This window comes from Bradyrhizobium sp. STM 3843 (assembly GCF_000239815.1).
Taxonomy (GTDB): Bacteria; Pseudomonadota; Alphaproteobacteria; order Rhizobiales; family Xanthobacteraceae; genus Bradyrhizobium.
The window spans coordinates 22,984-37,006 of record NZ_CAFK01000349.1 but is presented as its reverse complement, the minus strand read 5'-3'; the positions used below and the strand labels follow the sequence as shown (position 1 = coordinate 37,006).

General features: G+C 65.1%; 15 protein-coding genes. 5 read left to right on the top strand and 10 right to left on the bottom strand.

Features of this window, described 5'->3' with window-relative positions; translation table 11 throughout:
• Window positions 1-28 precede the first annotated feature (28 nt).
• Window positions 29-1,525: an aldehyde dehydrogenase family protein gene (locus BRAS3843_RS38570; RefSeq protein ID WP_008974746.1), complete on the bottom strand. Its 1,497-nt coding sequence runs from the start codon at window positions 1,523-1,525 to the stop codon at window positions 29-31.
• Window positions 1,526-1,734: 209 nt separating this feature from the next.
• Here BRAS3843_RS38570 and BRAS3843_RS38565 point away from each other — a divergent pair, with 209 nt between their 5' ends.
• Entirely contained in the window at window positions 1,735-2,586 is an 852-nt protein-coding gene (locus BRAS3843_RS38565) for an SDR family NAD(P)-dependent oxidoreductase (protein ID WP_008974745.1), read from the top strand.
• 190 nt (window positions 2,587-2,776) lie between these two features.
• Here the strand turns inward: BRAS3843_RS38565 and BRAS3843_RS38560 are convergent, their stop codons facing one another.
• The 9 genes from BRAS3843_RS38560 to BRAS3843_RS38525 all read right to left on the bottom strand — a co-directional run bounded on the left by BRAS3843_RS38560 (window position 2,777) and on the right by BRAS3843_RS38525 (window position 9,838).
• On the bottom strand, window positions 2,777-3,154 hold the full coding sequence (locus BRAS3843_RS38560) for a hypothetical protein (protein WP_008974744.1): 378 nt from the start codon (window positions 3,152-3,154) through the stop codon (window positions 2,777-2,779).
• A 188-nt stretch (window positions 3,155-3,342) separates the two neighbouring features.
• Window positions 3,343-3,984: a hypothetical protein gene (locus tag BRAS3843_RS42450; RefSeq protein ID WP_244425573.1), complete on the bottom strand. Its 642-nt coding sequence runs from the start codon at window positions 3,982-3,984 to the stop codon at window positions 3,343-3,345.
• Window positions 3,985-4,037: 53 nt separating this feature from the next.
• The gene (locus tag BRAS3843_RS42445; RefSeq protein ID WP_008974741.1) at window positions 4,038-4,340 is read right to left on the bottom strand and encodes a hypothetical protein; all 303 of its coding nucleotides are present in this window, start codon (window positions 4,338-4,340) and stop codon (window positions 4,038-4,040) included.
• The gene (locus BRAS3843_RS38550; RefSeq protein ID WP_008974740.1) at window positions 4,337-5,461 is read right to left on the bottom strand and encodes a hypothetical protein; all 1,125 of its coding nucleotides are present in this window, start codon (window positions 5,459-5,461) and stop codon (window positions 4,337-4,339) included. The genes BRAS3843_RS42445 and BRAS3843_RS38550 overlap by 4 nt, the downstream gene beginning before the upstream one ends.
• Complete coding sequence (locus tag BRAS3843_RS38545; RefSeq protein WP_008974739.1) at window positions 5,458-6,657, bottom strand: hypothetical protein; 1,200 nt, start codon at window positions 6,655-6,657, stop codon at window positions 5,458-5,460. The genes BRAS3843_RS38550 and BRAS3843_RS38545 overlap by 4 nt, the downstream gene beginning before the upstream one ends.
• Window positions 6,654-7,529, bottom strand: coding sequence for a ThiF family adenylyltransferase (locus tag BRAS3843_RS38540; RefSeq protein WP_008974738.1), 876 nt, complete (start codon window positions 7,527-7,529; stop codon window positions 6,654-6,656). The genes BRAS3843_RS38545 and BRAS3843_RS38540 overlap by 4 nt, the downstream gene beginning before the upstream one ends.
• The gene (locus BRAS3843_RS38535) at window positions 7,526-8,524 is read right to left on the bottom strand and encodes a membrane protein (protein ID WP_035984200.1); all 999 of its coding nucleotides are present in this window, start codon (window positions 8,522-8,524) and stop codon (window positions 7,526-7,528) included. The genes BRAS3843_RS38540 and BRAS3843_RS38535 overlap by 4 nt, the downstream gene beginning before the upstream one ends.
• A 294-nt stretch (window positions 8,525-8,818) precedes the next feature.
• Window positions 8,819-9,094, bottom strand: coding sequence for a YiaA/YiaB family inner membrane protein (locus tag BRAS3843_RS38530; protein WP_008974736.1), 276 nt, complete (start codon window positions 9,092-9,094; stop codon window positions 8,819-8,821).
• Between the two features lie 48 nt (window positions 9,095-9,142).
• The gene (locus tag BRAS3843_RS38525) at window positions 9,143-9,838 is read right to left on the bottom strand and encodes a PspA/IM30 family protein (RefSeq protein WP_008974735.1); all 696 of its coding nucleotides are present in this window, start codon (window positions 9,836-9,838) and stop codon (window positions 9,143-9,145) included.
• 101 nt (window positions 9,839-9,939) lie between these two features.
• Between BRAS3843_RS38525 and BRAS3843_RS38520 the strand changes: the two genes are divergently transcribed.
• The 4 genes from BRAS3843_RS38520 to BRAS3843_RS38505 all read left to right on the top strand — a co-directional run bounded on the left by BRAS3843_RS38520 (window position 9,940) and on the right by BRAS3843_RS38505 (window position 13,940).
• A complete protein-coding gene (locus BRAS3843_RS38520) occupies window positions 9,940-10,554 on the top strand; it encodes a TetR/AcrR family transcriptional regulator (protein ID WP_035984196.1) in 615 nt (204 codons plus the stop codon).
• 152 nt (window positions 10,555-10,706) lie between these two features.
• Complete coding sequence (locus BRAS3843_RS38515; protein WP_244425572.1) at window positions 10,707-11,183, top strand: hypothetical protein; 477 nt, start codon at window positions 10,707-10,709, stop codon at window positions 11,181-11,183.
• Complete coding sequence (locus tag BRAS3843_RS42440) at window positions 11,143-11,571, top strand: hypothetical protein (protein WP_244425571.1); 429 nt, start codon at window positions 11,143-11,145, stop codon at window positions 11,569-11,571. Before BRAS3843_RS38515 ends, BRAS3843_RS42440 begins: the two co-directional genes overlap by 41 nt.
• Before the next feature lie 728 nt (window positions 11,572-12,299).
• Window positions 12,300-13,940, top strand: a complete 1,641-nt coding sequence (locus BRAS3843_RS38505) for an ABC transporter substrate-binding protein (protein ID WP_008974730.1) — start codon at window positions 12,300-12,302, stop codon at window positions 13,938-13,940.
• Window positions 13,941-14,023: the final 83 nt, after the last annotated feature.

Here is a 14,023-nt window from a genome sequence, read left to right as displayed (position 1 = left end):
ACCGAGCCCGTGGAAGCAAGCAATCCTCTCAAGCCGTCTTCACCCACACCGCCTTGACGTTGAGATATTCCTCGACGTGCTGCTTGCCGGACTCGCGGCCGTAGCCGCTCATCTTGTAGCCGCCGAACGGCACTGCCGGATCCATCGCCTGGTAGCAGTTGACCCAGACTGATCCTGCGCGCAGCGCCTTGGCGACCTGGTGCGCCTTGGAGACATTGGTGGTCCACACGCCGGAGCCGAGGCCGAACATGGTGGCATTGGCGCGCTTGATCAGCTCGTCGGTGTCCTTGAACGAGATCGCCGAAATGACCGGGCCGAAGATCTCCTCCTGGGCGATGCGCATGGTGTCCGCGACATTGGCGAACACGGTCGGCTGCACGAAATAGCCCTTGGCCAGTGCGCCCTCGGTGAGCTTGCCGCCGCCGGCGAGCGCCCGCGCGCCCTCCTTCTGGCCGATCGCCAGATAGTCCGAGACGCGGTCATATTGCTGCTGCGACACCAGCGGGCCGACCTGCACGTTGGGATCGAGGCCGTTGCCGACCTTGAGCTGTTTGCCGTACTCGGCGACACGGCCGACGAACTCGTCATAGATCTTGCTCTCGACAAACAGCCGCGTGCCGGCGCTGCAGATCTGCCCGGAATTGGCAAACACCGCCATCGCGGCGCCCGGCACCGCCGCATCGAGATCGGCGTCGGCGAACACGATGTCCGGCGACTTGCCGCCGAGCTCGAGCGAGACGCGCTTGAGGTTGCCAGCCGAGGCGCGGATGATCGACTGTCCGGTGATATGCGAGCCGGTGAAGGCGACCTTGTCGACATCCGGATGCGAGGCGAGCGCGGCGCCCGCGGTCTCGCCATAGCCCGGCACCACGTTGACGACCCCTGCGGGAATGCCGGCTTCGAGACACAGCTCAGCAATGCGCAACGAGGTCAGCGGCGCCTCCTCCGCCGGCTTGAGCACCACCGTGCAGCCGGTCGCAATCGCGGGCCCGATCTTCCAGATCGTCGCCGTCAGCGGTCCGTTCCAGGGAATGATGGCGCCGACCACGCCGACCGGCTCCTTCAGCGTGTAGGAGAAGATCTCGCCCGGCAGCGAATTCTCGATGGTCTCGCCATGGATGGCGGTGGCTTGGCCCGCATAGTAGCGGAGCATGCCGAGCGCGCGGCCGCGATAGGCGCGGGTGCGGCTGAGCGGCGCGCCCATGTCGACGGTGTCGAGCGCGGAGAGCTCGTCGAAATGCTTTTCGACGAGTTCGGCAAGCTTGAGCAGCAGCATCTGCCGCTCATACGGCTTGACCTTGCTCCAGGGTCCCTCGAAGGCGCGGCGCGCCGCCGCCACTGCGCGGTTGATGTCCTCGGCATCGCCCTCGGCGACGCTGGCCAGCAGTTCACCCGTTGCAGGATTGTGCGTCTCGAAGCGCTTGCCGGAGGCCGCATCGACCCACTGTCCGTCGATCAGCATCTTCTTGTAGGAACCGTCGGCGAAAGGATGACGCGTGAGCGGAATGGCCTCGGTCACAGCCATGGTGTTTCTCCCTTGATATATATGCTGTTCGGGTTGGGGCGCGGCGCGATGCCGTTATGTCCAGCAATCTACAGCGGGCGGCGGCTCGGGTAAAGCAAGCGGCCGCCCGCATCCGCGAAACTCACCTATGCGGCAAGCGTAGATGATGACGGCATGGCTATGAAATAATCGCAGCCAGCATCACGATCGCAACCGCCGGGAGATTTTCCATGCCCCACTCTGCTTTGTCGCCTGACCACACCGCCGTCATCACCGGGGGAGCTTCCGGCATAGGCCTTGCCGCCGCGATGCGGCTCGCCGGCCTCGGCCTGAAGGTCTGCATCGCCGATGTCGATGACGGACGCCTGGAACAAGCCGCCGCGAAACTATCATCGATCGCGAAGGACGGCGCCGCCTCGATCATGACCGCGATCGTCGATGTCAGCCGGCGCGGCAGCGTCGAGGAACTCGAGGCCGCGGTGCGGACGCGCTTTGGGGCGACCCACGTGCTGATGAACAATGCCGGCATCCAGCCCGGCAGCAATATGTTCGGGCCGCCCGACAACTGGCAGCGCATTCTGGGCGTCAACCTTTGGGGCATCATCAACGGTTCGCAGGTGTTCGCGCCAAACATGATCGCGGGCGGCAAGCCTGGCCTCATCATCAACACCGGCTCCAAGCAGGGCATCACCACGCCACCGGGCGATCCCGCCTACAATGTCTCCAAGGCCGGCGTGAAGGCCTTCACCGAGGCGCTACAGCACGAGCTGCGCAACACGAAGGATTGCCAGATATCCGCGCATCTGTTCATCCCGGGCTTCGTGTTCACGCCGCTGACTGCCAAAGGCCGCACCGAGAAGCCGGCTGCGGCGTGGACGCCGGAGCAGACGGTCGACTTCATGCTGGAGCGGGTCAACGCCGGCGATTTCTACATCCTCTGCCCGGACAACGACGTGCCGCGTTCGCTCGACGAGCGACGCATCCTGTGGGCGGCCGGCGACATCGTGGAAAATCGCCCAGCGCTTTCGCGCTGGCACCCGGACTACGCGGATGCATTCGCCGCGTTCGTCAAGGGGAAGTAGTCGCTCCATTGTCCAAGAGTCGTAGGTAGGCAGCGCATCAACCACGAAACAACTGTCATCGTCCGCGAAGGCGGACGATCCAGTACGCCGCGGTCTCTGATGTGCCCCAACTATGTGCGCTGGAATACTGGATGCCCCGCATGCGCGGGGCATGACGATCGAGTTTGAGGCTGCAACGCGAGCGTCATGGTCAATTCGCCCGCAACATCACCGGCGCGGGCAGCGCAGCCAGCGCCTCGCCGAGCTCGCTCTGCTGTGACAGCGGCATCGAGAAGCACACCGAGAAGCCGTCGACCGTGCGGAAGGTCAGCATGCCCTGGGCGGGATCGGACGAGCGCTCCAGCGCCCAGGAGGCCAGCGGATAAGCATAGCGCAGCGACGCGTCGCCGAAGCGCGCCTGCAGCGCCTTGTCGATCAGCCCCGGCAAGGTCATCGCCAGCGCGCCGACCTGATTGAGCGACAGCTTCAGCGTCGCCGATCGGCCCTGCGCATCGACGAATCCGAGCGAGACGGCCGCGCCGTCGTCGGACACGCTGCAGCTGGTCAGGGATTTGGACTCGATCTCCATCGACAGTCGCCTCCAGACCTCGTTATATATGAATAACTATAGCGTATCAGTGCCGCAAGTCCAGTAATCATAACAGGCATCGAGCCGCCGGGGTGCAGCCGCAACCCATTCTAAACTGGAATCGTCCAAGGTCACCGCAACGGTGCGATAGGACACCTGCCCGGACGTTGAACGGGTCGCGCGGCCGGCTAGACGATCAGATCGGCAACCGGCAGTCTTGCGTGAGAAACGGCCTTCGTCGTCTGCGGCCGGCCGACCCGGAACACGTTCACGAGCCGGCGGCCGTCGTCGACCCTGGCCAAGGCGCAGAGCCTCGCATTGACATCTGGCGCGTCGGCGAGCGCCGACATCGGACAGGCGGAGAATCCGGCGCGGGCGATGGCAAGCCAGAGCCGATAGAAGTGCCGTCCTGAGACCAGAGCGTCCTCGTGCTTCGGACGGAACAGCAGAACGAGACCGGCGGCTGAGGCGGTCTTGGCCCGTTCGGAGACCAGCATTGCGGCAAGGCCGAGCCGGTCCAGCGCCCGGAAGATGCTGCCCAGCACGATGCCAGCGCCGAGCGCCTCTGCAGCACTCATCGCGAGCGCCTCGCGGTTGAGACCATCGCGCGCATAGCGCGGATGGCGCCGCGACAGCCGCATCCAATGCAGCAGCTCGCGGCGGTGCGCGTCGCGGCGCAGGAACGAGATCTCGGCCTGGTCGCCCCAGGTGGCGATCTCGGCGATGGCCGCACGCTCACGGATGCAGACGACATCGTCGCGCCCGGCCGCAATCGTGCGCAACGCGGCGTCATCATCCGGGCTGCTGACGAAGGCCCCGCGCCATGCCATGCGCCGCGACACCGCATCGCCCAGCGGATCGTCGCGCCCTGAGTCCGCGATGGTCAGCGTGCAGATGGCCGCATGACGCGACGGCGACTGCTCCGGCGCTGGCGCGATGTCGACGATCGAGAGAGGCCGCGGCGGCCGAGCGCGAGGCTCATGCCTTCTAGCGCCGCGCCGTGCGAGATCCGCACATCGTGTCCGCTCGGATCCGCGACCGGGACACGCACCATGCAATCGTCGAGCAGCACGAGACGGCAATCGGCCGCGAGACGCCAGCGCGTCGGCTGGATGTTGTGCACGCTCGGCGCCAGCCTGGCCTCGGCGACGAGTTCGCGCAACAGCTCGGGCGACAGCATGCTCATGCGGCGGCCGCAAGCGGCTTGGTGAAGAGATGTAGCCTATGCAGCGGCTTCGCCCCGACCTTCTCGGCCTGCCGTAGCGATGCACCGTTGACGTCGGCGATCCAGGTGCCGCCGAGCGTCCGGTAACCGGCGTGCTTCAACGCCTGCAGGGTCCGATACAGCATGGCGCCATTGAGCCCACGATTGTGCAGGTCGCGACACACCGATTGATAGATCAGCACGGCACGGGTGTTGGTGAGCCGGTGATGCAGCAGGCGGAACGGCGCCGACGGCCCGATGCGGCCACCGAGCGCCTTCACGAGCGGATTGAGATCGGGAATCGCGATGATCGCACCAGCGGGCCGTCCGCGGTGATAGACCACGGTCGATATCCGCTTGTCGATGATCCACATCATGTCGCCGGCCTGGAACAGATATTCCGCCGCGCTCGGCGGCACGAACATCGGGTTCTCGGCGAAGCCGTCGTTGAGGATGAGGCGCGCATCCTCCAGCCGCGCCTTGAAGGCCGAGCGCGAGATCGGCTGCCAGACGAACTCGGCGTCATCGAGGATCTGGCGCTGCTTGTCGCCGATGAGTTGCGCCGGGCTGACGTCCTCGAGCGCGATCTCGAAGGTCGTCATCGGAAAGCCCTTCGCATAGCCGGCGCGCTCGAGATGGCGAGCAATGTGCGGCGGGCTCCACATCATGTCGGTGAACGGCGCATGGTCGAAGCCGTCGGTCACGACCCCGATTTGCTGCATCGCCGTCAGATTGAAATTGCCCGAGATGGAGCCGACACCGCGCGCGCCGAGCCAGCGTTCGGCGGCTCCCAGCAGTGCGTCGGCCACCTCGGCATCATCGATGCAATCGAAGAAGCCGAACGCACCGACATTGGTGCCGAACTTGCGGTTGGCGGCATCGTGGATCGAGGCCGCGATGCGCCCGACCGGACGGCCGTCCCGATGCGCCGAGAACAGCGCATAACGGCCGTGGCCCTCGGTGACGAACGGATTTCGCTCGGAATCGAACATCCGGTCGAAATCGCTCCACAGCGGCGGCACATAGAGACTCTGGCGGCCATAGGCCTCGAGCGCCGCATCGAAAGCGGCCTTGCGATCTCCTTCGCGGATCTCGATCGTCATGCGGCCTCCGGCGTCAGGGCGAGCAGCCGCCGCACCAGTGCGAGCGCGGTCTCGGTGGCAGGGTCGGCCGAGGTCACCGGCACCGCCAGTGCGATCAGGTCGACGGGATCATGCGACAGCACGATCAGATGCGTGGCGGCGTTGGCCGTCATCAGCGAAACCATGCGCTCGGTCGCCGGATCGGTCGCCGGCAGGCCCCATGGCGCATCGGAGCGGCGCAGCACACGCTGCCGCGACAGGAAATCGTGCAGCAACGGCGGATCGTAAGCTGCAAGCTCGCCTTCGCGATAGCGGCACGCGCTCTCGAAGATCGGGTGGCGCGCGAGTTCGCCGATGAGCTGGTCGCGGGTCCGCGCCGGGGATGCCGCAACCGAATTCAGCACGCCGGGCTCCTGCGATTCAAACAAAGCGCGCAGCGCGTCAGTCATCAGCCCGATCGTCAGCACGCCCGCGACCGCGACGGCGCAGAAGCGGATGATCTGCGCCGCATCGACGTCGGATGCAATAAAGGCGGCCGCACAGCCGAGCAGCGCCGAAGACACCAGGCGCACCGCCATCAGCGTCAGCCCATGGCGCCGCGTCTCCGCACCACCGCCCGCAATCAGCATCACCGTCACCGTCAGCAGTGCGCCGAGCGCGCCGAGGCGCACCGGAATCTCCGGAAACAGCGTGCGGAAATCGGTGAGGATGAAGGGGATCACGACCAGCGCACCGACCGCGAGCCGGCCGATGCTGCGGTTCTCCGACGCCATCAGTGCCGCGCGGTCGCGCGTGGCGAGCAGAACCCCGCAGGTGACGAAGGCGGCGAGCTGGAATAGCGCCAGGACGACGGCATAGGGCATGGCGAAACGCTCAAGCCCGAGAGTGCCGCCGAAACCGAGCAGCAGGCCGCCGACGAGCGCAGCCAACTTCACCGCGCGCGGCGCGTGGCGGCGCAGGATGCCCTCGGTGACAATGAGGGCGCCGAGCGGGATCAGCGCCGCCGGAAGCACCGAGATATCATCGAGCGTCGCGCTGCCGCTCCACCAGGCCACCCCGCGCACCAGGAACAGGATCGCAATCACGCCGAGCGCGAGCAGCAGGCGAAAGGTCAGCGGGCTCCGCGGATCACGGCGATAGAAGGTCATCATCGCGACCGCGAGGCCGATCGCGCCGCACAGATTGACGATGGAATCGGCGGTGATGCCCGGGGTCATTGGCCGCTCGTCAATTTCGCGATCGCACGCCGGACCAGCGGACGCAGCATCGCAGCCATCAGCGGGTTGCGCGGCTTCTCGATTGCCGGCCGATAGGGATTGAAGAACCAGCCGCGACAATCGGTGCCCGAGCGGTTGCCCAGGATCAGCGCGATCGCCTCATAGGCCATCAGCATTCCCGTGGTGATCACCATCGGCGCCAGCGACATCCGGCTGCGGCGGCCGGCTGCGACCTCGCCGGCGATGGCGAGATCGACATGATTGCGCGAGGAGGAATGCAGCATCACGTGCTCGATCTCGGCGAGCATCGCCTTGCGCCGGTCGTCTTCGCTGATCTCGCGCCAATCCTTGGCGAGCGTGGGAAAGCCGAGCCGCTGTTCGGGCCGGGGATCGTCAGGGCGGACCACGATCACGGACGGCAACGGCGACATGTAGGCGTCGATCACGGTCGCATCCGCATCGCGCGCCGTGCGATAGAGGTGAATGCCGGCAGCGATATCATCCATTCCGTTGACGATCACCGGACAGCGCCGCGCGATGGCGGGCAATTCGTCGGTCCAGTTCGCGCCCAGCACGTCGATCGCGATGGTCGGGTTGATGCGTCGTGCGGCTTCCGCGGCGACTTCCGCCTTCTCGCGGCCGACTTCATCGGCAAACGCAAACACCTGGCGGTTGAGATTGGACACTTCGAAACGATCGATGTCGGCGATCACGAAACGGCCGACGCCGGCGCGCGCCAGCGCCATCAAGGCCGCGCCGCCCATGCCGCCGACGCCGCAGACGAACACGCAGGCATCGCGCAGCAATTGCTGCTCGCGCGGATCGATGAAGCCGACATTGCGGGTGGTGAAGGACCAGTAGTCGAAGCTCATCCCTGCCCTCCGGCCTTCTGGACGGTGTCGCGCTCCCGCGGCCTCAGCGAGCCGAAGGGGCGCGTGTCGTCCAGCCAGTAGACGAGCGGCAGCACCAGGCGCTGCAGCGCCAGCATCACGGATGCGGCGAGCAGCGCCGGCAAGGAGCCATGCGGCACCTCGCTCAACACGTAACGGCGCGCGCCGGCGAGATCGATGCGCCCGATCTGCAGCACATCATCGCCGCGTTCATAGTCCAGCTCGCGGGCGCAGAAGGCATTGTAGATCTCGTTGCGGTGCTTCGGCGCGATCTCGAAAGTCTTCTTCAGCGCGTCCGAACCACCGGTATAGGCATTGGTGATGACAGAGCGCGCCTCGTCGAAGCCGGCCTCCTCGCCGACGCCGAACACCGCGCGATGACGCGTCATGATGCCGCGTGCCAGCTGCAGATGGGCAAAGCTCTGCCGTGCCTGCGGCAGCGGTGACGGATAGACGTCGGAGAAGGTGTCGCTGACCATGCCAACCACGGCCGGCACCTGCGTGACATTGGAGATCCATTTCGGGCGCAGACCGTCGCGCGCGAACAGCACCAGTGCGGTGAGGCCATAGAGCACCCAGGACAGCCCCTGCCCACGCACATCCGGATCGACCATCACGAGGCCAAGATGCGTCACCTCGACCGGCTCGCCGTCGAGCCGGACGTCCATCACTGACAGCGCATTGAAGGCGATCGGACGTCCCGTTTTCTCCTCGCAGATCAGCGTGACAATCGCGCGCGATAGCCGCTCGGGCTCGCCCGAGAAGATGCCGTAGCTGAGGCTCTCCTGCGGCAGCGTCTTGGCGGCGACACTGCGCAGCTGGTCAACGAGGGCGGCGAGTTCGTCCTGGGAGAGCGACAGGCCTGGCGCCTCGACGATCCGCGTTCGCAGCCCTGCATGGGTGCGCAAGGTGAGGTCGATGGTCGGTTGCGTCAGCGCCTTCAGCCAGAAGGCTGCGTGGCCACCGAGGCGCGCCATCGCCGAGCCGGCTTTCGCACGATCCCTCGCTTCGCCCGATGTCGGCGTGCCGCCGTCAACAGACGCCATTTGTGTTACCTCGCTGCGCCCTGCCCTGCCATCATCCATACGCCGCGTGCATTAAGGACCTTCAGCACGCGGGCTCCGCGGTGTTCCGCAAGGTAAATGATACCTTGCGCATCCCTGTTGCGGCAGGCGGCGGGGCGGCGCATCCGATGACATGCGCCGCCCTGCTCCTATGCTCGCCGGATCAGGCCGCCATTTCTGGGCCGCCTTGTTCTAGGCTGCATTTTTCTAAGCCGCCTTGGAGACCTCCATCAGCAGGCGTTCGGCCTTGGCATCCTCGATACGGTTCACCAGCTTGCCGCTCTCGTGATTGTCGCGGACGGTCTTGGTCAGCGTCACGCAGGTCTGCACCAGCATCACGACGCCCATGGTCAGATAACCCTTCATCCAGAGATCGATCGGCAGGAAGAAGATGCCGAGCGCGACGAGAAAGGCGGAAGCCGCGAAGGAGGCGTAGGTGAAGGTGACCCAAGCGCCGCTGTGAGGTTGAGCATTCTGGTTCATGGTCGTCTCCTGTTGAGGTGGGTTGGTGGTTGATCGAAGGGATATTGCTCAGTTCGCGCTGGCGCGCTTGGCCTTGAGCCGCGCCAAGACGTCGTCAGCCGTGCTCTTGATGCGGGGGCCGAACCCCTGCTCCGCGAGCTTCTCGGCGACGCTCAGCGGACCGGTCGCGGCATCGAGCTCCATCAGCGCTTCGTCGGCGGCTTGCGCCTCGATCTGGCGTTCGCGCAGGCGCTTCAAGGTCGCTTCCGCTTCCGGCAAGGTGCATTCGTAAGGTCGCGCCGCCTCGATGCCGCCACGGCGCAAGGCGCGCACCGCTTCGGAGGCGCGCGCGATGCGCCGGCCGCGATCGAGCTCATTGATCCGCGCCTCGGCATTGGCCACGTGACGCTTCAGTCTCGTGATCTCGGCCGCAAACAGCGCCCGCGCGGTGTTGGCGGCGTCGCGCTCGGCTTCCAGATTGGCGATCGCCTGCGCGGCCTCCCGCGCGAGATCGTCGCGGGCCCCGTCGAGGGCTGCAGTGGCGCGGACTTCGAGGTCGGCGATCCGGCCACTGATGGCCTCGAGCCGCTTGCCCTCCTGCTGGTCCTGCGCGATCGCGATCGCGAGCGCGCGCTTGCTGCGATCGACGGCCGCCGCGCCATCGCGCATCTGTTGATCCAGGAGCACGAGCGCCGTGCGATCCTGCAGCTCCTCCTCAACCACGGCGACACTGCCCCGAAATAGCGTCAAAACGGTCTTGAACATTGTTGGCTCCCTGCTATGAGCACTGCTCATGAAGACTTTGTAGCGCAATCTTGAGCGTCGCTCAAGACAATTTTGAACAACGCTCAATCATATGGTTAAAAATGTCTAAAACGTTGGAAAGACGGACGAAACAGCGCGAGGCGCTGATCGAGGCGGCAGAAAACGCGATTCGCGCGAGGGGCTTGGCTGGCCTGAAAACCCGGGAGCTGGCGCAGGAAATCGGTGTCGCCAACGGTGCCGTCTACAACCTGGTGGCCGATGTCGATGAGCTCGTTCTCATGGTGGGATCGCGCACTTTGGCGCGGCTCGATGCCGAGTTATCGGCGGCCGAAAGCGATGGACCTCCGGCGCCCGAAGCCGCACTGGTCCGGATCGCGCTCGCCTATTGCGACTTCGCGGCCAACAATCTCGAGCTCTGGCGGGCGCTGTTCGAGCACCGCATGGCGCCGGACAAGTCGTTGCCGGACTGGGCGATCAGCGATCAGATGCATCTGTTTCGCCACATCCACCAGCCGCTGGCCGTGCTGTTCCCGCACCGCGCGACCGAGGAGATCAGTATCACCGCGCGCAGCCTTTTCTCCGCCGTGCACGGCATGGTAGCGCTCGGGCTCGAGCAGAAGCTGATCGCCGTGCCGCTCGCGCTCTTGCGCCGGGAGATCACCACCATGGTGAAAGCGATGGTGACGGGGCTGGTGGCTGCCTCGGCGGGAAGCTGATGTGGCGGCTTCGTCGCATTCACGCAGAATTCACAGCGTAGCCGTCAATGCATTCATCATTCTCAATCACGGGCGCGGATTATGGAGCGCGGGCGACCGGGAAGCTGAGCGCCACGGAAGCAGCAAGGAAGCATGGGCAAGGAAGCATGGGTATGAAACGACTGATCCTGACTATTCTCGTCTGCGCCGGAACGTCGCCCTCGATGGCCGCCGACGCCCGCGCGATCAATGGCGCCGCCGCCTTGGCGGTGGCCGGCGCGGTGGCGCCGTACTCGCCGCTGCTTCCCGCAGTCTACAAGAAGGCGGTCGAGGCCATCTTCGACGGCCATGCCGACAGCCCGTTCAAGGATGCAATCACGATCACCGCCGACAAGATCGTCTGCCGCACCTCCAATGTCGACATCACCGCGCGCTCCTGCGAGCTGACTTTCGGCAAGAGCACGGAGAAGCTGACCGGCCGGGCCGCCAATGAGATCTACGCCACCCTGGCCATGGCCGGCATTCCGTCCGACGGCGCGGCCGGGTCGATGTTCGAGAGCCTGTCCAAGCTCGACTGCACGCTCGATCCCGCCGCTCTCAAGGACAAGGGTGGCGGCGGAGCCACCTGCAATTACGAGCCGGCGAATTGAGACGGCTGCCACCCATTCGGCCCTTGCGTATCGCCGCTCGTGGGTTTGCTCAAAACGCCCGACAAAAGCTGCAGCATTTACCGGCCGGAAAGACCTGCTGTCGTTCAATCAGGCGATGGCACAAATCCGCATGGAAGTTCGCGATATCAACGGCAGCGCGCTGCCCGACTATTGCGGCGATTTTCTCGACCTCCGCCTGCCCGTCGACCATTCGCGACTGGCGCAAAGCCTGCTGCAGATGATTCGCGACGATGGCGGCCACCTCGCCGCCTGGAGCGTGCACTTCCTTCGCGAGGGCGAAGAGATCGGCTCCTGGTCGTTCAAACACGAGCTTGCCGAAATCGCCGTTCGAGAAGCGCGCCAGCAGACGCCGCCTGCAGCGGCCTGAGAACCGGGCGGCCTCATTTCAGGCAGGGCAATCGCACATGGCTGTGGCATTTCGGGGCCTCATGGTTCTCCCAGCCGATGCGAAGCATCGTCTGGAGACGCGCGGCCTTGTCCTGCCCTCACCATGAGGGTTTTGCCGCAAATCAAGCTTTCATCCTGAGGAGTTTGCTGGAGGCGAGCGTCTCTATGTGGATACGCTGGCCAAATCAAACCGCGACTAAGGCCAGACGGAAATACTTCGCGAGCATCGACCTGCCGGGCGGTTAAGCTCGGAAGCAGACTGCTACAGGTCGCCGGTGCGTTTGCGGTCCAGGCGCGATCATGGCCGGGCTCACTGCGCGTGAGTTCCAATGCGACATCTGCCGTATTTGGAATACCGCGTTCGGAACTGCCTGGCACACCACGCCGATGCGCGAACCCGATCTTGTTTCTCTCTCGCGTGTCGGGAGAATTCTTCGCGCGCCGTCGAGCGAACAAACTGCCGCCGCATTATGCCATATGATCTCCTAACAAGTCGTCGGGGATGACCGTATCGGATTCACGCGACGACAGTCTCAGGAACACTTGACGACAATCGACGAAGCGCAGCAGCGTCGGGACAACCGCCATCTGTTGCCGCGTCCGGCTGGGCGATAGTTTTGTTTTGCGCAATGCGCGGCTGCGCCGTCATCCTTAAGAAAACTCTCAACAACAAGATGGGATACGGCCACGTGATCTAGGGAAGAAATCATGGGACGTTTGTCCGATCCGCAGGACGACAGGGAATATCCGCGCTATGTGTCTGATGCCGACGACGGGCTGGATCAATTGCCCAACACGGCTTGGCAAGCCGAGCACGAAAGGATCAGGACACTTGATCGCTTTCCGCGGCTTGGCGTTCAGGATGTTCCGCCACCTCCCGTAGAGCAGAAATCGTTCAACGCCGTCCTTCTGCTGGGAACCGTGGTGTTGGTTGCGGCAGTGTCGAGCTACGCGGCGGTCACGCTGCTGCCTCGGTGGTCGGGTCTCGCCTTCACCTACAGCCGCGCCGACGCGTCGGTGACACAGCATCCGGCCGCGTCGCCGCCGGTCGCCCCGCCAGCTTTCGTTCCGAGCGTCACATCGGCCAATGCGGCTCCGGCGATTGCACCCGCTCAAGGCACGGCACCGGCTGCGAACATGCCGCTGCGCGAGGACGGGCTGCCCAAAGCCGAGATGCGGACGGCCAACATCAACCCGACGGCGGCGGCACCGCGGACGCCAAGCACCGTTCAGGGCGTCACCGACAGCGAAATCCGCCTCGGCATGGCCGCGCCGTTCGGAGGCCCGTCCAGGGAGATGGGGCGCCAGCTCAAGCTCGGCATCGAAACCGCCTTCAACCAGGCCAACGACAATGGCGGCGTGTACGGCCGGCAGCTCAAACTGGTCACCGCCGACGACGGCTACGAACCGACGCGGACTTTGGACGCGATGAAAGAGCTCTACGAGAAGGACAAGGTGTTCGGCTTCGTCGAGAACTATGGCAGTCCGACCGCGCTGGTCTCCGTCCCCTACGCGCTTGAACGTCATGCGCTCTATTTTGGCGCATTCACCGGCGCGCCCTCGCTCAGGCATGATCCGCCGGACCGCTACGTGTTCAACTTTCGCGCCGGCTATGCCGAGGAGGCGAATGCCCTCATCCATTATCTTGTGAAGGTGCGGCGGCTGCGTCCGGAGGAGATCGGGGTGCTGACCCAGCAGGACGCCTATGGCGATGCCGGATGGGACGGCGTGACCAAGGCGGTGCGCGCGCTGCGCGGTGGCGATTCAGCTAACATTCTCCGCATGACCTACCCCCGCAACACCGTCGACGTCGACGCCGCCGTGGCGCAATTGCGTCGGCAGCGGCCTGTGATCAAGGCGGTCGTGCTGGTGGCCACCGTTCGCCCGGCAGCGAAGTTCATCGAGAAGACCCGCGATCTCTATCCGGACATGATCTACACCACGATTTCTGGCGTCGGCAGCACCGGCCTTGCCAACGAGCTCATGCTGCTCGGCCCCCGCTTTGCGGACGGTGTTGTCTGCACCCAGGTCACGCCCCCGGTGGACAGCTATGCCTCGGTCGCACTGAACTACAAGAAGGCGCTCGCCAAATACTTCCCGGGCGAGCCGGCGGACTATATGTCGCTGGAGGCTTATCTCACCGCCAACATCCTGATCGAAGGACTGCGGCGCGTTGGTCCGACCTTCGACACGGAAGCGCTGGTGGACACGCTGGAGGGCATGCGCAACTACGAATTGGGACTCGGCCCGAAGATTGCCTTCGATCCGTCCGATCACCAGGCGGTGCACAAGGTCTGGGGCACGCAGCTGGACAAGTCCGGCCAATACCATGCCGTCGACCTGGAGTAGCTCGACCTGCTCCAAGAGCGAAAGGCGCCGATGGCGCGGACATCGGACAGGTGCGTGAGGCGACGCGCTGACGTCTGCTTGCC